The organism is Plantactinospora sp. DSM 117369 (assembly GCF_053764795.1).
The window spans coordinates 7296363-7314818 of sequence record NZ_CM132446.1; the positions used below are offsets into that span (position 1 = coordinate 7296363).

The following is an 18456-nucleotide window of genomic DNA, read 5'->3' on the forward strand; positions in this document are numbered from 1 at the left end:
GCGTCGCGTCGCGCACCTGCGTTCCCCGCCCGGATCGGGCAGGCTGGGCACATGCGCCTGGCGACTTGGAACGTCAACTCGGTGAAGGCCCGCCTCCCCCGGCTGCTGGACTGGCTCGCCGGCACGAAGCCGGACGTGGTCTGCCTGCAGGAGACGAAGTGCCCGGACGGCTCGTTCCCGGCCGACGAGGTCGGCGAGCTGGGTTACGAAGTGGCCAGCCACAGCGACGGGCGGTGGAACGGGGTGGCGATCCTGTCCCGGGTCGGCCTGGCCGACGTCGCGGTCGGGTTCGCCGACGAGCCCGGCTTCCCGGAGCCGGAGGCCCGGGCGATCTCCGCGACCTGTGCCGGGCTCCGGGTCTGGTCGATCTACGTGCCGAACGGGCGTACCCCGGACTCGCCGCACTACGAATACAAGCTCGCCTGGTTCGCGGTGCTGCGCGACGCACTCGAAGCCGAGCTGCGCACCGGACTGCCGCTGGTGGTCTGCGGCGACTACAACGTGGCGCCGACCGACGCCGACGTCTGGGACCCGACGCTCTTCGTCAACTCGACGCACGTGACCCCGGCGGAGCGGCAGGCCCTGGCCGACCTGCGCGCCCTCGGCCTGACCGACGTGGTGCCGACCCCGATGAAGGGTCCGCACCCGTTCACCTACTGGGACTACCGGGCCGGGATGTTCCACCAGAACAAGGGCATGCGGATCGACCTGGTGTACGCTACCGAGTCGTTCGCCGAGCGCGTCACCTCGGCATATGTGGACCGGGAGGCCCGCAAGGGCAAGGGCCCGTCCGACCACGCCCCGATCGTGGTGGACACCGCGCCGGACGGCGGGTGAGCCGGCTTCCCGGGCCACGGTCCTGGTCGACGGCGGCGGGCCAGCGTGGCTGTCCCGTCGGGCCGTTCCCCGGCCTTCGACGCATGCCGGATCCCGGGCTCGCGGACAGCCGCTCGCCAACGCCTGCTCGGAAACGCGCTGCCGTACCCCCGGCCAGCGCCCGATGCCGAATAATGACGGCGATGTGGGTCCGGCCAGGTGCGGAGGGCGGATGGAAGACGGCGGGACATGGTGATCGACCTCGGCACCGAGCGGTACGAGCCACCGGCCGAGGTCGCCAGGGCACCCCGCGAGGTGACCGTACGCCGATGGCGGATCGCGGCGGCAGCCGTCGCCGGAATCCTCGTGCTCAGCACCGGTGGTGCCGGGCTGCCTCCGGCGCCACCACTGCGCCAGGTCCACGCCGCGCCGATCGGCCCGGCCGACACCTACACGCTGGCTGACGGCCTGCTCGTCACCACCTCGGTGATCCACGAGGCCGACCCGTCGACACGCCGGATCGTCTGCCACGACCTCACCGACGGGCGGCGGCTCTGGTCCGCCGACTTCAGAGTCGACCAGGAGGGCCTCGGGCTGAGGCTCTCCGACGGAGTGCTGCTGGTCTTCGAGCGGCTGGCCGAAGGTGCACCGGCCCGGACCACGGCGCTGGATCCACGGACCGGGGAACGGCGCTGGTCGGTCCCGTACCGTTCGCTGCTGCTCCCCGGCGGGCCGATCGCGCTGGTCTTCGACACCATCTTCCGGCCCGAGTCGCGGATCCAGCCCGGCCAGGCCGGCAGCACCGGCGAGATCTACGGCGGGTCGGACGGGCACACCTACAGCGAGCCGCCGATCGCAACGATCGTCCGAGGGCTCGACCTCGGCACCGGCCGGCTGCGCTGGGAGTTGCCCCGGATCGACAACGCCCGGCTGGTCGAGGCGTTCGACGGGCGCCCGACCATGCTGCTGACCTCGTCGCCCGACGGTCACGTCGACGTGCGGGACGTGCTCTCCGGCAGGGTCGCGCACCGGCTGGACTGGGCGGGCGGTGAGCTGGTCCTCGCGCAATGGGTCGGGGAGACCGTCGTGGCACTGGCGCAGTCCGGACCCGCGCTGGTCGTGACGGCGTACTCGGCGGATCTGCGGCAGCGGCGGTGGAGCCGCTCACTGTCCGGCCCGAATCAGTTCGTCGAGCGCTGTGGTCTGCTGCTGTGCCACTCGGCGAATCTCCACACCATCGCGCTCGACCCGACCACCGGCGAGGCCCGGTGGGAGCATCCCGGGCCGCTACGGCTGCTCTCCTTCGGCCCGTGGCTGATCGAGATGGCCGCGGCCCCCGCACTCCGCCGGGTCCTCGACGCCCGGACCGGACGGACCGCGACCGAACTCGGAGGTTGGCGGCTGACCGAGGATGTCGTCTGGTCCGGTGCGGTACCGCTCGGCACGGACCCGCCCCCGCTGGTGCTCCAACCGGACCTCGTCAGGCAGCAGACCTGGTTCGGCGTACTCGACCCGGCCGGGCCGTCGGTCCGCCGGCTCGGAATCCTGCCGTACAGCGTGGAGGGGTGCATGGTGGCCGAGCGGTTCATGGCCTGCCGGAGCGGTGGTGCACAGCTCCGTGTCTGGCGCTACGAGGTGGCCCGGTAGCTGTCGTCGCTCCCCCCTGGCGTTCCGGGCGGCTGCCCTAGGCTGAAGCCATGGCAGTAGTGAAGATCAACGCGATCGAGGTCCCGGCCGGCGCCGGTGCGGAGCTGGAACGCCGGTTCGCCGCCCGGCAGGGCGCGGTCGAGAACTCTCCCGGGTTCCTCGGCTTCGAACTGCTCCGGCCGGTAGCCGGCGAGAACCGCTACTTCGTCTACACGAAGTGGGAGAGCGAGGAGGCGTACCAGGCGTGGGCGAGTGGGCCGGCCCGGGAGGCGCACGCCCGTGGGCCCGCCGACGGCGGATCGGGCGGCGAGCAGCCCCGGCCGGTCGCCACCGGCGCCACGCTGCTGGAGTTCGAGGTGGTCCAGCAGGCCGGCCCCACCGCCCCGTAGCCGGCTGGAGATCACGGCTTGCGGGAATCGACCAGCGAGGCGAACGCGATGATGTTGTCCGAGTAGCCCGTACCGCCGCCGACCCAGCGTCCGCCGCAGGTGATCAGGCGGAGCCAGGGGCGGCGGAAGTCGCCGTACACCCGCTCGGCGGGCAACCTGTCCTTGTCGAAGTGCTCGACCGAGTTGACCTCGAAGATCGCCACCGACCGGTCCTGCCGGGTCACCTCGATCCGGGCACCCGGCCGGAGCTTCACCAGGTCGTGGAAGACCGACGGTCCGGTACGGGTGTCCGCGTGCCCGACGATGATCGCCGGCCCGAACTGGCCGGGGGTCGGGCCGCGGTCGTACCAGCCGGCCTCGTTGTGCTTCTCCAGCGCGGGTACGGCGATCGAACCGTCGTCGGCGAGCCCGACCCGGTGCACCGGGGCGCGTACCCCGATCGACGGGACCGCCAGCTTCACCGGCCGGCTCGGCGCGAGCACCGGGAAGTCCCGGGACGGCTCCTTGGTGCCGCCGTTCAGCCAGCGCCACGGCCCACCCGACGACTGGCCCAGCCCGGCACCGGTGGCGAAGACCCCGACGAGTACCAGGACGATCGCCAGCGGCCCGATCATGCTCCGGCGGGGGCGGCTCCCGCCGGATCGGGCCGCCGGATGCCGCAGGTGCGCCGCCGGCTGCCGGCCGCCGATCCAGGGGCGCCGGCCGGTGGAGGTACGGGCCATCGGGGCGGGACTCCTCCCGGTCAGGTCCGGCGGGGGGACGTCGACCGGGCCCGGCGACGGATGGCGACCAGGCCCAGCACGGCGCCGAGTACGGTGCTGGCCAGCCCGCCGGCCACCAGCAGTCCGCCCGGGTCGTCCCCGGCGCTGCCGCCGAAGCCGGTCGCCGGCCCCTTTTGCGGCCGGGTGGCGCCCACCACCATCAACCGGGTGGAGGCGGTCCCGCCGTCCGGGCAGCTCAGCCGGACCCGGTAGGTGTCCGCCCGGGTCGTCTCCGGCACGGTGGCGACCGCGGTGAGGAAGCCGGCCTGCGGCTGCACGGTCACGGAGCCGAAGGCCGGCGACTCGACCGTGGCGGGCTGGGTGTTGGTCCGGCAACTGGCCTTGATGCCGACCATGAAGCCGGCCTCGACGGTGCTCGGGTTGACCTGCACGAAGACGTCGGCGGCGCGGGCCGGGGCGGGCACGGCCAGGAGCAGGGCGAGCGGGACACCGCAGAGGATCGCGATGCGTCGACGCGTTGCCACTGGTCCCCCTCCCGGCGCCTCGGGCAGGGCCGGACGCGGGGCCTGGGCCTGCCGTATGCGGAAATCCTCTCATCTGTCGCCGCCGAGCACACCCGGTCCGGCGTTCTCGGGCAGATCCGCGTCGGCCGCCCGGTAGCTTCGCGGTCGGCCGGCCCATGGTCCCGCCGTCGGCCGCCCCGGAGCTTCGCCGTCGGCTGGCCCGCACCTCTGCCGTCGGCTGGCCCGCAGCTTCGCCGTCGGCTGGCCCGATCGCGTAGGCTGGCTCTCCCGTGACCCTCGCCAGCCAGGACCAGACCGCCGCGCCCGTGCCGGCCCCGCAGCCCGAGCCCGCCGGAATGTCGGGCCGGGTGCTGTCAGGCCGGTTGGCGCAGATCCGCACCTTCCACCCGCGCCGGGGCCGGCTCAGCGCGCGGCACCTGGACGCGCTGGACCGGCTCTGGTCCGGGTACGGCCTGACCGTCCCGGTTCCGGAGCACGCCGACAGCGGTGACCGGCCCACCGGCGGCCGGCTGGACCTGGTCGAGCTGTTCGGGCGCGAGGCGCCGGTGGTACTGGAGATCGGTTCTGGGATGGGTGACGCCACCGTGGCGATGGCCGCCGCCGACCCGGGGCGGGACTATCTCGCCGTCGAGGTGCACACTCCGGGCATCGCCAACCTGCTCGCCCTCACCGAGCAGCACGGGCTGACCAATGTCCGGATCGCCCGGGGTGACGCGCTCGATCTCGTCCGGCACCTGTTGTCACCGGACCGGCTCGACGCCGTACACGTCTTCTTTCCCGACCCCTGGCCGAAGCCGCGACATCACAAGCGCCGGCTGATCCAGCCGGCGCACGTCGCGCTGCTCCGCTCCCGGCTGGTCCCCGGCGGTACCCTGCACTGCGCCACCGACTGGCCGGAGTACGCCGAGAGCATGCGCGACACCCTGACCGCCGACCCGGAGCTGGTGAACGTGTACCCCGGCTTCGCCCCCCGCCCGGCACACCGGCCGGTGACGAAGTTCGAGCGGCGCGGCACGACCGCTGGGCGCCCGATCCTCGACCTGATCTTCCGGCGCCGCTGAGGACGCCGACGACGGAGGCAACCACACCGAGGCCGGCGAGATCAACTGGGCCGGGCCGGAGGATTGGCGTTGCCGAGCCGGGCCAGGCACGATGGACCGGCTATGACGCTCACCGACCAGCTGCCGGGCAGCGCCGACCCCGACACCCTCTTCGACGCGTTCGCCGGTTGGGCGCAGGAGCGTGGCCTCAGTCTCTATCCGCACCAGGAGGAGGCGCTGATCGAGATCGTCTCCGGGGCCAACCTGATCCTGAGCACTCCGACCGGTTCCGGCAAGAGCCTGGTCGCCGCGGGCGCCCACTTCGCGGCCCTGGCCGACGACCGGATCAGCTTCTACACCGCGCCGATCAAGGCCCTGGTCTCGGAGAAGTTCTTCGCGCTCTGCGAGATCTTCGGCGCCGAGAACGTCGGGATGCTGACCGGGGACGCCAGTGTCAACGAGGACGCGCCGATCATCTGTTGCACGGCGGAGATCCTCGCCAACATCGCGCTGCGGGACGGCGAGCGGGCCGACGTCGGCATGGTGATCATGGACGAGTTCCACTTCTACGCCGAGCCGGACCGGGGCTGGGCCTGGCAGGTGCCGCTGATCGAGCTGCCACAGGCGCAGTTCGTGCTGATGTCCGCCACGCTGGGCGACGTCACCCGGTTCGTCGACGACCTGACCCGGCGTACCGGGCGGCCGACGGCACTGGTCCGTAACGCCGAGCGGCCGGTTCCGCTGATGTTCTCGTACGCGATGACACCGCTGCACGAGACGCTGGAGGAGCTGCTCTCCACCCGGCAGGCGCCGATCTACGTCGTGCACTTCACCCAGGCAGCCGCACTCGAACGCGCGCAGGCGCTGATGAGCGTCAACGTCGCCACCCGGGCTGAGAAGGACATGATCGCCGAGGCGATCGGCAACTTCCGGTTCACCGCCGGCTTCGGGCGTACGCTGTCGCGGCTGGTCCGGCACGGCATCGGGGTGCACCACGCGGGGATGCTGCCGAAATACCGGCGGCTGGTGGAGACGCTGGCCCAGGCCGGGCTGCTCAAGGTCATCTGCGGCACCGACACCCTCGGGGTCGGGATCAACGTGCCGATCCGCACCGTCCTCTTCACCGGCCTGTCGAAGTACGACGGCGTCAAGACCCGGCTGCTCAAGGCACGGGAGTTCCACCAGATCGCCGGCCGGGCCGGCCGGGCCGGCTTCGACACCATGGGCACGGTGGTGGTGCAGGCGCCGGAACACGTGATCGAGAACGAGAAGGCCCTGGCCAAGGCGGGCGACGACCCGAAGAAGCGGCGCAAGGTGGTCCGGAAGAAGCCGCCGGAGGGGTCGATCGGCTGGGGCCGGCCCACCTTCGACCGACTGGTCGAGGCCGAGCCGGAGCCGTTGACGTCGAGCTTCCAGGTCAGCCACGCGATGCTGCTCAACGTGATCAGCCGGCCGGGCGACGCCTTCGCCGCGATGCGGCACCTGCTGACCGACAACCACGAGGACCCCGCCGCGCAGCGCCGGCACATCCGGCGGGCGATCGCCATCTACCGGGCGCTGCTGGCCGGCGGCGTGGTGGAGCGGCTCGCCGAGCCGGACGAGCAGGGTCGACGGGTACGCCTCACCGTCGACCTCCAGCTCGACTTCGCGCTCAACCAGCCGCTCTCGCCGTTCGCGCTGGCCGCGATCGAGCTGCTGGACACGGCGTCCCCGACCTACGCCCTGGACGTACTGTCGGTGATCGAGTCCACACTGGACAACCCGCGTCAGGTGATCTCGGCCCAGCAGTTCAAGGCCCGGGGCGAGGCGGTCGCGGCGATGAAGGCCGACGGCATCGAGTACGAGGCCCGGCTCGAACTGCTCGACGAGGTGACCCACCCGAAGCCGCTCGCCGAGTTGCTGGACGCCGCCTACGAGATGTACCGGCGGGGGCACCCCTGGGTCGCCGACTACGAGCTGCGGCCGAAGTCGGTGGTCCGGGACATGTACGAGCGGGCGATGACCTTCGTCGAGTACGTCAACTTCTACGGCCTGTCCCGGTCCGAGGGGCTGGTGCTGCGCTACCTGGCGGACGCGTACAAGGCAGTGCGGCAGAGCGTGCCGGAGGACGCCAAGACCGAGGAACTGATCGACCTGATCGAGTGGCTCGGCGAGCTGGTCCGGCAGGTGGACTCCAGCCTGATCGACGAGTGGGAGCGGCTGCGCAACCCGGCCGACCCGGCCGCCGTGGTGGTGGACGACAAGCCGCCAGCCGTCACCGGCAACGTCCGCGCGTTCCGGGTACTGGTCCGCAACGCGCTGTTCCGCCGGGTGGAGTTGGCCGCCCTGCGTCGCTTCGACGAGCTGGGCGCGCTCGACGCCGAGGACGGCTGGGACGCCGACGCCTGGGCCGACGCGCTGGAGCCGTACTTCGAGGCGTACGACGAGATCGGCACCGGGCCGGCGGCGCGCGGGCCGGCGCTGCTGATGATCGAGCAGGGCCGGGACCGCTGGACGGTCCGGCAGATCCTCGACGACCCGGACGGCGACCACGACTGGGGAATCAGCGCGGAGGTCGACCTCGCCGCCTCCGACGCGGCGGGCACGGCGGTGCTCCGAGTGACCGAGGTCGGACAGCTCTGACGTCCCGCCGGCCCGGCGCGGCTACCTGGCGCCTTGCGGCCGCCTGGCCCGGGCGGTCCGGGCTCCTATCCTTGCCCGCATGACGATCACCGATCACGAGCTGGCCATCGCGGCGGCGCAGGCAGGGGCCGAGGTGGTGCGCTCGCACTACGGCACCGCGCTGGCCCGGTTCGCCAAGGGTCCGGGCGACTTCGCCACCGCCGCCGACGTCGAGGCGGAGCAGGCGATCCTGGCGGTACTGCGCGCCGCTCGCCCGGACGACACCGTGGTCGGTGAGGAGAGCGGCCGCACGGGATCCGCCGGGAACGGTCGGGAATGGCTGGTCGACCCGCTCTGCGGAACACTGAACTACGCCGCCCGCAGCATGCTGGTCGCGGTGAACGTCGCGCTGCGCTCCGGCCCGGAGACCACCGTGGCCGCCTCGGCCGACCCGTTCAGCGCGGAGGTGTTCTGGACCGACGGCACCCGGGCCCGGGTACGCCACGACGGCGTGGACGCCGAACTCCGGCCGTCGGCCGACTCGTGGTTGGTGGACATCAACCTGGATCCGCCGTTCCCGAACGATCCCGCCTTCCGCGCGGTACGCCTGCTCGCCGACCGGGGGTTCGCGGAGCGGTTCCGCCCACGCGTGATCTCCAGCACCCTCGCGGTGGCCTGGGTCGCGGCCGGTCGGCGGGCCGGGTACGTGACCGACGGCCACCTGCGGGACAGCGTGCACTTCGCCAGCGGGATCGCCCTGTGCCGGGCCGCCGGCTGTGTGGTCACCAGCCTGCGCGGGCAGCCGCTGCACACTGGGGTGGGCGGCCTCGTCGTGGCGGCCGACGAACAGACCCACGCCGCCCTGCTGGCCCTGGTCGAGAAGCAGTTCCCGGCATAGCTGCCGGGCACTCGCAAGTCCAGTTGTCACACCCCGCTCACCCGACGGTGCCAAGTTCAGTGGCGATGAGGCGTCGCAAGGCGGCGCTGGCGGGCGGGCCCCAGGTGGCCTTGCCGCCGGGGCCGCTGTCGTTGCCGACGAAAATGCAGCCGAGGGCGCGCCACACCGCCCAGCCCCGCGCGCGTCGCAGGGTCGCGGTATCCAGGGTTGGCTGGTAGGCCGCGTGGAAGCGGTCGATGGCGCCATCCGGTAGCAGGATCCACCCGGCCGCGAGGTCACATGCCGGGTCACCGGCGCAGAGGTCACCGAAGTCGATCACGCCGCAAAAGGAGCCGTCGGCAGTGAGGACGTTGGCCGGGTGCAGGTCCGCATGGATCCACAGTGCCGGACCAGTCCATTCAGGCGCGGTGACCGCGTCGCGCCAGACGGCGTTGACGGCGTCGAGGTCACGGATCAGCCCTCGCTCGGCAGCGGAGGCGAGCCCCTTGGCGACCTCCTCTGCGCGGTCGACCAGCGGGCCGCCGCGGTCCCGGCCGGCGGGCGCGCCGTCAGGGGCAGGTTGGTGAAGAGCCGTCAGGAAAGCGGCCAAGGACTCGGCCGCGTCCGCTGCGCGCGTGACCGGGGTGCGGTCTGCTGGTGTGCCCGGAACCCAGGTGGTGATGAGCCATGGCCGAGGGAACCGTTCGGAGGGCTCGCCGATTCGCTGCGGGACGGGGACCGGCAGCGGAAGGCGCGGGGCCAGCATGGGCACCCAGGTGTGCTCCTTGCGCAGCAGTGCGTCCGAGTCCCGGGTCGCCCAGGGCAGCCGGACGGCGAGGTCGTCGCCGAGCCGCCACAGTTGATTGTCCCAGCCACGCGCGCCTAGGCGGACCGGACGATCGGCGAGGTCGGGGTGCTGGTCACGCACCAGATCCCGGACCAGTTCCGCAGTGATCTCGATCTCAGCGTGGGACATGCGGACGAACTGTAGTCGCAGCGCCCGTAGGCGGAGACTCCCCTCGGAGCTACTTGGCACTTTCGTTGCCCGTGCACCGAGTCCGTACGCCTTCGATGGCAAGTGTGACCAGTCGGTCGACGTCAGCCGCGCTGTCAGGCTCGGGTTCTGCGGCCAGGGCGATTGCGCTGACAAGCTTGAGTAGGTCGGCGGTGGTGACATCCGGGCGTACGCTGCCCGCGCGGCGCGCGCGGACGAGTAGCGCGTCGCCGGCATCCATGATCATCGTGTGGCAGGTGGCACCGAGCGTGGGATCGCCGCCAGGAGTTCCAGACATGATCGCTGTCGCGAGGCCACGGTTGGCTGTCGCGTGTGTGCCGACGGCTCGCAGCCACGTAGTCAGCGCGGGCCAGGGGTCGAGACCGGTGGCAAGGTCGTGGGCCTTGGCGCAAAGGGCCTCCACCCGGTCTCGGAAGACCGCCTCCAGTAGCGCCTGGCGCGAGGGGAAGTGCCGGTGCAACGTAGCGGAACCGACTCCGGCCCGGCGGGCGATCTCCTCCAGCGACGCCTGGGCGCCGTGCGCGGCGACGATGGCTCCCGCCGCGCCGAGGATCCGCTCGTAGTTGCGGCGTGCGTCAGCCCGCATGGGGCGCCCGGCCAGGGGTGGTGTTGCGCCGTCCGTGGGCACGGGGCCTCCAGCGACTTGCAAAGTGGGGTGGGCCCCCATATCGTAGCCCGACACAAACGGGGGGCCACCCCGTTTTTCCAGGCTGGCGACCCCGTCCCCTCGTAGCTCAGGAGCAAATATGGATACAACAGACAAAGCCATTGTTGTGGTAGGTGCGACCGGCTTGCAGGGCCGCGCCGTGACGAAACACCTGCTCAACAACGGCTGGCCGGTACGGGCTCTCACCCGCAATCCGGACAGCGCCTCGGCGCGGGCTCTGGCTGACATCGGCGCCCGGATCGTCCACGCCGAGATGGCGGACGTCGCCTCCCTAATCGCCGCGGCGGAGGGCGCGTACGGCGTGTTCAGCGTCCAGCCGACAGTCGGCTCGCCCGGCACCGCGCCGGGGTTCACCGCCGACGACGAGATCCGGTGGGGCGTCAACGTCGCCGAGGCCGCGCACGCCGCAGGAGTCGCGCACTTCGTCTTCACCTCCGTCGCGGTGCGGGCCGTCACGACGGCGAGAAGGTGCCGCAGAACCTGGTGAGCAAATGGCGGATCGAGCAGCACATCGCGGAACTCGGTCTGCCGGCGACGATTCTGCGGCCGGTGTCGTTCATGGAGAACTACACGGGCGGATACCACCTGCACAACAGCGCCGTGACCGCCGCGTTCGAGTCCGATGTCCCACAGCAGGTCATGGCCGTCGACGACGTCGGCGTGTTCGCCGCGCTCGTCTTTGCCCAGCCGACGGACTGGATCGGGCGCGCGATCGACCTGGCCGGCGACGAGCTGACACCAGTACAGATCGCGGCGGCCATCTCCGAAGCCATCGGCCGCCCGCTGCCGTACGTGCAGATTCCGATCGACGCCATCCGGCAGATCGGCGAGGAATTCGCGTACGGGTACGAGTGGCTCAACACGCTCGGCTACCGAGCCGACATCTCCGATGCACGCCGGATCCACCCCAACCTCATGGACCTCCGCACCTGGCTGACCGTCACCGGAGCGGCCCGGATCAGCACGTTCCTCGCCACCCAGGACGCCAGCGGACAGCACGCGTGAGCAACCAGAAGGCAGAGCTCGGGCGAATCGGGATCTGGGCCGGCCACCTTGACAACTACCCCGCCGCCACGCTCCGCAGCGCCGCCAGAACGATCGAGGATCTCGGCTACGGCACGCTGTGGTTCCCTGAGACGGCTGGCCGGGAGGCGATGGCACAGGCCGCGATCTTGCTATCGGCCACCCAGCGGATCGTGGTGGCGGCAGGCGCCGCCGACATCTACGCCCGCGACGCGGTCACCACCGCAGCCGCGCAACGCACCCTCGACGAGGCGTACCCCGGACGATTCCTGCTCGGGCTCTGGGAAAGCCATCCGAGCCTCGCCGAGGACGTCCGTGGTCATCGCTTCGGCCCGCCGGTGACGACCATGCGCACCTACCTCGATGCGATGGATGCCGCTCCGTTCCGGATGCCGACAGCCTCCGCCCGACCGCGACGGGTGCTCGCCGCGTTGGGACCCGAAATGCTCACGCTCGCGGGCGAACGCGCCTGGGGCGCACACCCGCTGGGCTTGCCTGTCGCGCACACCGCGAACGCGAGAGCTGTACTGGGCCCGGACGCGTTGCTGGCCGTCGCCCAACTCGTCATCCTGGACCCGACCCGTTCGAACTTGGCCGAACTGGCCCGCTCGTACGCCGCCGCGACCGTGCCCAACCGTCGCCCGCTGCTGCGTGAACTGGGTTTCGAGGAAGCGGAGATCGACTCCCTGAGTGACCGGCTCGTCAATGCGATCGTGGCCTGCGGGACTGTAGACGAGATCGCACAGCGGGTCGGTCAACACCTCGACGCCGGCGCCGATCACGTAAGTCTCTACGTGGTCACGCCCACACCCGAGACTCCGCCCCTACCGCAATGGCGGGAACTCGCCGCTCAACTCTCGGTCGGATAGGCAACCTCGGCGTCAGACCAGTCCGGCTTAGTCTGCTTCCGGGTGACTTGGCGTCGAAGCCCCAAACGTCGGCCTTCACGTACTTCATCATCCCGGCCGTCGTACCCGTCGATCGGAAGCCCGAGGAGGTCGGCCAGGGTCGGCTCCGGGGCTTGGGCGAGCGGCAGTGGAACCTGGCACCGTACCGCTGGCCACCCTTGAGCGGTCGTGGCCACGCCGTTGGCCAACTTCCCGCGGACTGGCCACCTTTGGCCAGACCGGACAGGCGATACGACCCTTTTGGGCTGGGCGGAGCGGCAGAAATCAATTAGAATGTGTGTACTAAAACGGCTTCTGAACTGGGAGGACAGCCGTGCCAGAGTCTGTCGCCACCGCGCCTACTGCCGCCCCCCTCCCCTACGCCACCCTGCTCGCCTTCACCCGCTACGTCGACCGCACCGGCCCGGCCAAGGCGACGTTCGTCGGCGGCCTGCGCAAGCAGCGCGCAAGCCGCTCCGGCTTCAACCCGCACGGGCAGCTCGTCAAGGCACTCAAGACCGACATCGCGTTCCGGACCGGGGGCCGCCACCTGGCCGAGATCGCCGGCGTGGTCAAGCCGCGCTGGCGCCCGCTCTACGAGGCGCTGGTCCCGGGCGCGGTGAGCTACCTGCACTCGCTCGGCGACCTGTCGACGGTCGAGCTCGCCCAGACGCACGACGCGCTCGGGATGGTCGGCGACCTGCCGGTGAAGGTCAACCCGCACCTCGGCCTGCGCTACGGCGACGGCCGGCGGGAGGCCGTCCGGCTGCACTTCGACGAACAGCCACCGAGCCAGGAGGCACTGCTGGCCACCCTGCACCTGATGGGCCGGCAGATGGACCAGGTGCTGCCCGGTGCCGAGCCGGTGCTGGTCGACGTACGCCGGGGCGTCGCACACCACTGGGACGCCGCCGTCCGCCCCGACCAGGTCGAGCGCTGGCTTGCCGGCGAGGCGGCCGCCTTCACCGCCATCTGGTCCACCGCCGCCTGACCGAGGCGTGGATCGCGCTGTGTCCCGGAAGTAGTGCTGTCGGCCAGCCGTGGGTTCCGCGGTTCGCTGAAGTAGCGCGACCTTGAGGCCGGACCCTGCCCCGGCGTGCCGGGCACGCCGGGGCAGCTTCGTCCGGTCAGATCGTCAGTGACCAACCGTCCAGGCGACCGCCGTACGGGGCCGCCGCGTCCTGGACCCGCAGCCGCCAGCTGCCGTTGCGGGCCTCCGACGAGAGGTTCACCAGGTAGACCTCGTTGATCGGTGATCCACCGGCCACCCGGTTGCGCAGCAGGTAGGAGCTACCGTCCGGCGCGACCAGCCGCAGTACGAGGTCGGCGACCCGGCCGTGCGAGATCCGCACGGCGATCGCGCTGGTCGTCGAGGCATTGCCCGAGCAGCCGGCGAGGGTGATCGGGCTCTGCACCGTACCGAGGTCCGGAATGGCCACCCCGGTGGCGGTGCTGCCGGCACAGGCCGTCGGTGTGCCGGCGGTCAGGTTCAGCGTCCAGGTGTCGAGCTGGCCGACGTCCAGAGGTGCCGCGTCCTGCACCCGCAGCCGCCACCGGCCGTTCGCCGTCTCGCTGGACAGGTTGACCCGGAAGGTCTGGTCGATGTTGTCCTCACCGCCGCCCGTCCGGTTGTGCAGCACGTACGCGCTGCCGTCCGGCGCCACCAGGCTGACCACCAGGTCGGCGCGGAATGTGTGCAGGATCCGCACCCGCACGGTGCTCGACGCCGACGCCCGGCCGGGGCAACCGGAGATGGTCACCCCGCTCTCCACCGTCGACAGGTCCGGGATCCCGACGTCGGTGTTGTTGGTGCCGGTGCAGCCGCCGGGGTTCGTGACGGTCAGCGTGTACCGGGCGATCCGGGTGGCGTACGGGCCGGTGCCGGTGACCGTCACCGGGTAGCTTCCGGGCAGTGCCGCCGAGCCGACCCGGATCGTCAGCACCGACGACCGGCCGGCGACGACGGAGGCCGGGCTGAACGTGGCGGTGGTACCCCTCGGCAGTCCGGCGGCGGTCAGCGCGACCGTCTGGGCCGACCCGGCGGTGACCCGGGTGCTCACCGTCGCGGTGACCGCGCCGCCCGGTCCGGCCGAGCCGCTGCCCGGGGTGACCGTGAGGGCGAAGTCGTGGGTGGGCGGCGGCACGTCGGCGACGTAGAGCAGGACGTTCGGCGAGCCGGGGCCGGGATTGGTGACCAGTCCGGGCGTGCCGCTGCCGACCAGCAGGTCCCGCACCTGCTGCGGGGTGTACGACGGATTCTGCGCCAGCACGAGCGCGGCGGCCCCGGCCACGTGTGGTGAGGCCATCGAGGTGCCGTCCGCCGCCCCGCTGGAGGTGTCGGTGGCGATGGTGGACGAGACGATCGCCACCCCGGGAGCGAAGATGTCGACGCAGGTGCCGTAGTTGGAGAAGCTGGCCCGGGCGTCGGTACGGCCGGGGCCGCCCTGGAAGCCGCCGGTGGCCGCTACGGTGATCGCGGCGGGGACGCTCGCCGGTGAGCCGCCGCAGGCGTCCACGTTCTCGTTGCCGGCCGCCACGGCGTAGCTGACGCCGTCGGCGATCGAGTTCGCCACCGCCGTGTTGGCGGCGCTGTTCGCCGGCCCGCCGAGGCTCATGTTCGCCACCGCGCGCTCGCCGGGGTCGTGGTCGCCGGTGACCCAGTCGACGCCGGCGATCACCTGTGCGTAGGTGCCGCTGCCGGAGCAGTCCAGCACCCGTACCGCGACCAGGGTCACGCCCTTGGCGACCCCGTACTCGGCGCCGCCGACGGTGCCGGCGACGTGGGTGCCGTGCCCCTGGCAGTCGCTGGCGGGTCCGCCGTCGATCGCGTCGAAGCCGGAGACCGCCCGGCCGCCGAAGGTCTGGTGGGTGAGCCGGATCCCGGTGTCGATGACGTAGGCCCGGATCCCGCTGCCGGTGCTCGGATAGGTGTAGCTGTTGTCCAGCGCCAGCGGGCGCCGGTCGATCCGGTCGAGACCCCAGGAGGGGGTCGGGGTCTGCGTACCGGTGAGCCGGACCCGGTGGTTCTGTTCGACGTACGTCACCGACGGGTCGGTGGCGAGCCGGCGGGCGGCCTCGGCGGAGCCGGTAAACTCGAAGCCGCGCAGCGCGTGCCGGTAGGTGCGGGCCACCTTTCCGCCGGCCCGGGTGGCGAGTACGCCGGCCCGGTCGGTCACCGAGTCGGCGCTGACGGACGCCTCCTCAAGGACCACCAGATAGCTTCCGGTGACCGCGGTGGCGCCACCTGAATGCCGGATCGTGCCGCCGGCCGGTGCGGCGGCCGCCGGTGCCACCGCCGCCGTGCCGAGCAGCCCGGCGGTCACCGCGACGGCCAGTCCGGCGGCGAGTCTGCCCGTCCCCCGCTGACCTGATGTGCTGGCAATTCTCATCGCCATTCTTCTCCCCTCCTGCCGATGGCCCAGGGCTCGCGCGACGGTGCCGCGACGCCGCCCCGGAAAACGGCTAACGGGACACTACGAGGGGTATTTGAATCCTGGCGGACAGTAACTGACAGCAGGTCAGTCGGCATCTGGACCGGGCGCGGCCGTTACCTTTCGGCGGCCGGAACTATCGGCGGAGGGTCAGGATCAGGTCGGCGACCAGCGCCGTCCAGCCGGCCTGGTGCCAGGCGCCCAGCCCGGCCCCGTTGTCGCCGTGGAAATACTCCGGAAAGGCGATCAGGTCCTTCCAGTCCGGATGGGTCTGGAAGAGTTCGGCGACGCCGTAGATCGGGCGGCGCCCCCAGGCGTCCGGCACGAAGAGCGCGATCAGCCGGGCGGAGAGGTCGTCGGCGATCTCGGTCAGCGTGTGCTTGTTCCCGGACCGGGTCGGGTACTCGACCAGCAGGTCGTCGCCGAAGAACGCCGCGTGGTCCCGGAGCGCGGAGATCAGCATGAAGTTGGTCGGCATCCAGATCGGGCCACGCCAGTTGGAGTTGCCGCCGAAGAGCCCGGAGGTCGACTCGGCCGGCTCGTAGCCGACGGTGAACTCCTGCCCGCCCAACTCCACCGCGAACGGCTGCTCCAGATGCCGGCGGGAGAGCGTACGCAGCCCGTACGGGGAGAGGAACTCCTCCTCGTCCAGCATCCGGGCGAGCAGCCGGACCACCTGGTCCGGGCCGACCATGGAGAGCAGCCGCTGCTGCCGCCCGTCACCGCCGAGCCGGCGACCGCCGATCACCCGGGCGTACTCCGGCTTGTTGGCCAGGAACCAGCGCAGCCGGGCGGTCAACTCGGGCAGCCGGTTCAGCGTGACGGTGGTCAGCCGGGTGATCGCGGCCAGCGGCAGCAGCCCGACCACCGAACGCACCTTGAGCGGGGTACTGGTGCCGTCCGGCAGCCGCAGCACGTCGTAGAAGAAGCAGTCCTCCTCGTCCCAGAGTCCCTGCTCGTAGGCGGCCGCCGCGATGTACGCGAAGTGCTCGAAGAACTTCGTCGCGATGTCCGAGTACGTCGGGTCGTGCACCGCCAGGATCAGCGCCATGTCGAGCAGGTTCAGCGCGTACATGGCCATCCAGCCGGTGCCGTCGGACTGCTCCAGCACCCCGGCCACCGGCAGCGCCGCCGACCGGTCGAACGGACCGACGTTGTCCAGCCCGAGGAAGCCGCCCTCGAAGACGTTGTTGCCGCCGACGTCCTTGCGGTTGACCCACCAGGTGAAGTTGAGCAGCAGCTTGTGCATCATCCGGGCCAGGAAGTCGAAGTCCCGGCCACCGTCGATCTCGAAGACCTTCAGCGCCGCCCAGGCGTGCACCGGCGGGTTCACGTCACCGAACGCCCACTCGTACGCCGGGATCTGCCCGTTCGGGTGCAGATACCACTCGCGGAGCAGCAACAGCAGTTGCGCCTTGGCGAAGCCGGGATCGACCCGGGCGATGGTGACGCAGTGGAACGCCAGGTCCCAGGCGGCGTACCAGGGATACTCCCAGGGGTCCGGCATCGAGATGACGTCGAAGCTGTTCATGTGCCGCCAGGAGCTGTTCCGGCCGTACCGGTGCCCGTCCGGCGGTGGTACGGCGGCCGGGTCGCCGGTCAGCCACTGCTGCACGTCGAAGTGGTAGAACTGCTTGCCCCACATCAGCCCGGCGATCGCCTGCCGGGCCACCAGCACCTCCTGCGGGGAGGCGCCCTCCGGGATCAGCCGGGCGAAGAACTCGTCCGCCTCGGCGCGCCGGGCCGCCATCACCGCGTCGTGCTCCGCCCCGAGGTCGAGCGGGGGCGCGGGCTCGCTGGCCGGCGGCGGGGCGGTCCGGGTGAGCCGCAGCTTGATCGTCGCCTCGCCCCGGGCCGGTACGTCCAGCACGTAGTGCAGCGCCCCCTTGGTGCCCACACCGGCCGGATTGACCGTGTCGGCGCCGTTCACCACGTGGTCGTTGATGCCGTCCTTCGGGTACGCGCTGCGTCCGGGCAGTCCCCACAGCCGCTCGGTGTTGGTCTCGTTGTCGCAGAGCAGCGCGGCCGGCTCACCGTCGCCTTCCAGCACGAGCTGGCCGAGCACCCAGTGCTCGCCGACCAGCCGGCCCGGGGTGCCGTGCAGCCTCGGCACCTGGTCGCGGCCGGGCAGCCCCCAGGACCAGGTGTTCCGGAACCAGAGGGTGGGCAGCACGTGCAGGGTGGCCGGCTCGTCGCCCCGGTTCGCCACGGTGACCGAGATGCACATGTCGGTCGGCGACGCCTTGGCGTAGTCGACGGTCACCGCCCAGTACCGGTCGTCGTCGAAGATGCCGGTGTCGACCAGCTCGTACTCCGGCTCGTCCCGGCCGCGCGCGGCGTTGACCGCGACCAGTTCGTCGTAGGGGAAGGCCGCCTGCGGATAGTGGTAGCGCCAGCGCATGAAGGAGTGCGTGGGCGTGGAGTCCAGGTACCACCAGTAGTCCTTGACGTCCTCGCCGTGGTTGCCGCCGTCGCCGCCGAGCCCGAACATCCGCTCCTTGAGGATCGGGTCCGCGCCGTTCCACAGCGCCAGGCCGAAGCAGAAGGTCTGCCACTCGTCGCAGATCCCGGCCATCCCGTCCTCGTTCCACCGGTAGGTCCGGGACCGGGCGTGGTCGTGCGGGAAGTAGTCCCAGGCGGTGCCGTGCTCGCTGTAGTCCTCCCGGACCGTGCCCCAGGCCCGCTCGGCCAGGTACGGTCCCCAGGCTCGCCACGGCTCCTCGCCGGCGTCGGCCTCGGCCAGCCGGGCACGCTCCGGATCCAGTCCGGCACGCTCCGCGTCCCGCCCGTCGCCCATTCGACTCCCGCCCGTCATCC

At 71.6% G+C, this 18456-nt stretch carries 16 protein-coding genes; 10 read left to right on the forward strand and 6 right to left on the reverse strand.

Going from position 1 to position 18456, the window contains the following annotated elements; translation table 11 throughout:
• Positions 1–51: 51 nt before the first annotated feature.
• The 3 genes from ACSMXO_RS30830 (at position 52) to ACSMXO_RS30840 (ending at position 2852) form a co-directional block, all read left to right on the forward strand.
• Positions 52–837, forward strand: a complete 786-nt coding sequence (locus ACSMXO_RS30830) for an exodeoxyribonuclease III (RefSeq protein WP_455414856.1) — start codon at positions 52–54, stop codon at positions 835–837.
• 228 nt (positions 838–1065) lie between these two features.
• The gene (locus tag ACSMXO_RS30835; protein WP_455414857.1) at positions 1066–2463 is read left to right on the forward strand and encodes an outer membrane protein assembly factor BamB family protein; all 1398 of its coding nucleotides are present in this window, start codon (positions 1066–1068) and stop codon (positions 2461–2463) included.
• 50 nt (positions 2464–2513) lie between these two features.
• The gene (locus tag ACSMXO_RS30840) at positions 2514–2852 is read left to right on the forward strand and encodes an antibiotic biosynthesis monooxygenase family protein (protein ID WP_346258879.1); all 339 of its coding nucleotides are present in this window, start codon (positions 2514–2516) and stop codon (positions 2850–2852) included.
• 11 nt (positions 2853–2863) lie between these two features.
• On the opposite strand, the gene ACSMXO_RS30845 is transcribed toward ACSMXO_RS30840, so the two are convergent.
• The gene (locus ACSMXO_RS30845) at positions 2864–3574 is read right to left on the reverse strand and encodes a class F sortase (protein ID WP_455414858.1); all 711 of its coding nucleotides are present in this window, start codon (positions 3572–3574) and stop codon (positions 2864–2866) included.
• Between the two features lie 20 nt (positions 3575–3594).
• Positions 3595–4098 carry a hypothetical protein gene (locus tag ACSMXO_RS30850; protein ID WP_346258880.1) on the reverse strand — a complete coding sequence of 168 codons (504 nt, stop codon included), beginning with the start codon at positions 4096–4098 and terminating at the stop codon, positions 3595–3597.
• A gap of 335 nt (positions 4099–4433) precedes the next feature.
• Here ACSMXO_RS30850 and trmB point away from each other — a divergent pair, with 335 nt between their 5' ends.
• The 3 genes from trmB (at position 4434) to ACSMXO_RS30865 (ending at position 8637) form a co-directional block, all read left to right on the forward strand.
• Positions 4434–5159, forward strand: a complete 726-nt coding sequence (trmB, locus tag ACSMXO_RS30855; RefSeq protein ID WP_455419348.1) for a tRNA (guanosine(46)-N7)-methyltransferase TrmB — start codon at positions 4434–4436, stop codon at positions 5157–5159.
• Positions 5160–5261: 102 nt separating this feature from the next.
• Positions 5262–7760, forward strand: a complete 2499-nt coding sequence (locus ACSMXO_RS30860; RefSeq protein ID WP_455414859.1) for a DEAD/DEAH box helicase — start codon at positions 5262–5264, stop codon at positions 7758–7760.
• Between the two features lie 79 nt (positions 7761–7839).
• Complete coding sequence (locus tag ACSMXO_RS30865) at positions 7840–8637, forward strand: inositol monophosphatase family protein (RefSeq protein WP_455414860.1); 798 nt, start codon at positions 7840–7842, stop codon at positions 8635–8637.
• A gap of 37 nt (positions 8638–8674) precedes the next feature.
• On the opposite strand, the gene ACSMXO_RS30870 is transcribed toward ACSMXO_RS30865, so the two are convergent.
• Entirely contained in the window at positions 8675–9592 is a 918-nt protein-coding gene (locus tag ACSMXO_RS30870; protein ID WP_455414861.1) for an aminoglycoside phosphotransferase family protein, read from the reverse strand.
• 49 nt (positions 9593–9641) lie between these two features.
• On the reverse strand, positions 9642–10259 hold the full coding sequence (locus ACSMXO_RS30875; RefSeq protein ID WP_455414862.1) for a TetR/AcrR family transcriptional regulator: 618 nt from the start codon (positions 10257–10259) through the stop codon (positions 9642–9644).
• Positions 10260–10422: 163 nt separating this feature from the next.
• On the opposite strand from ACSMXO_RS30875, the gene ACSMXO_RS30880 reads away from it, so the two are divergent.
• From ACSMXO_RS30880 to ACSMXO_RS30895, 4 genes are all read left to right on the forward strand, one after another.
• Positions 10423–10785 (forward strand): NmrA family NAD(P)-binding protein, encoded by a 363-nt coding sequence (locus tag ACSMXO_RS30880; RefSeq protein ID WP_455414863.1) that lies wholly within the window; start codon positions 10423–10425, stop codon positions 10783–10785.
• Complete coding sequence (locus ACSMXO_RS30885; RefSeq protein ID WP_455414864.1) at positions 10782–11303, forward strand: NmrA family NAD(P)-binding protein; 522 nt, start codon at positions 10782–10784, stop codon at positions 11301–11303. The genes ACSMXO_RS30880 and ACSMXO_RS30885 overlap by 4 nt, the downstream gene beginning before the upstream one ends.
• Positions 11300–12190: a TIGR03620 family F420-dependent LLM class oxidoreductase gene (locus ACSMXO_RS30890; protein WP_455414865.1), complete on the forward strand. Its 891-nt coding sequence runs from the start codon at positions 11300–11302 to the stop codon at positions 12188–12190. Before ACSMXO_RS30885 ends, ACSMXO_RS30890 begins: the two co-directional genes overlap by 4 nt.
• 352 nt (positions 12191–12542) lie before the next feature.
• A complete protein-coding gene (locus tag ACSMXO_RS30895) occupies positions 12543–13199 on the forward strand; it encodes a hypothetical protein (protein ID WP_455414866.1) in 657 nt (218 codons plus the stop codon).
• A 136-nt stretch (positions 13200–13335) separates the two neighbouring features.
• Here the strand turns inward: ACSMXO_RS30895 and ACSMXO_RS30900 are convergent, their stop codons facing one another.
• The gene (locus tag ACSMXO_RS30900; protein WP_455414867.1) at positions 13336–15603 is read right to left on the reverse strand and encodes a S8 family serine peptidase; all 2268 of its coding nucleotides are present in this window, start codon (positions 15601–15603) and stop codon (positions 13336–13338) included.
• A 172-nt stretch (positions 15604–15775) separates the two neighbouring features.
• The gene (locus tag ACSMXO_RS30905; RefSeq protein WP_455414868.1) at positions 15776–18454 is read right to left on the reverse strand and encodes an MGH1-like glycoside hydrolase domain-containing protein; all 2679 of its coding nucleotides are present in this window, start codon (positions 18452–18454) and stop codon (positions 15776–15778) included.
• Positions 18455–18456 lie beyond the last annotated feature (2 nt).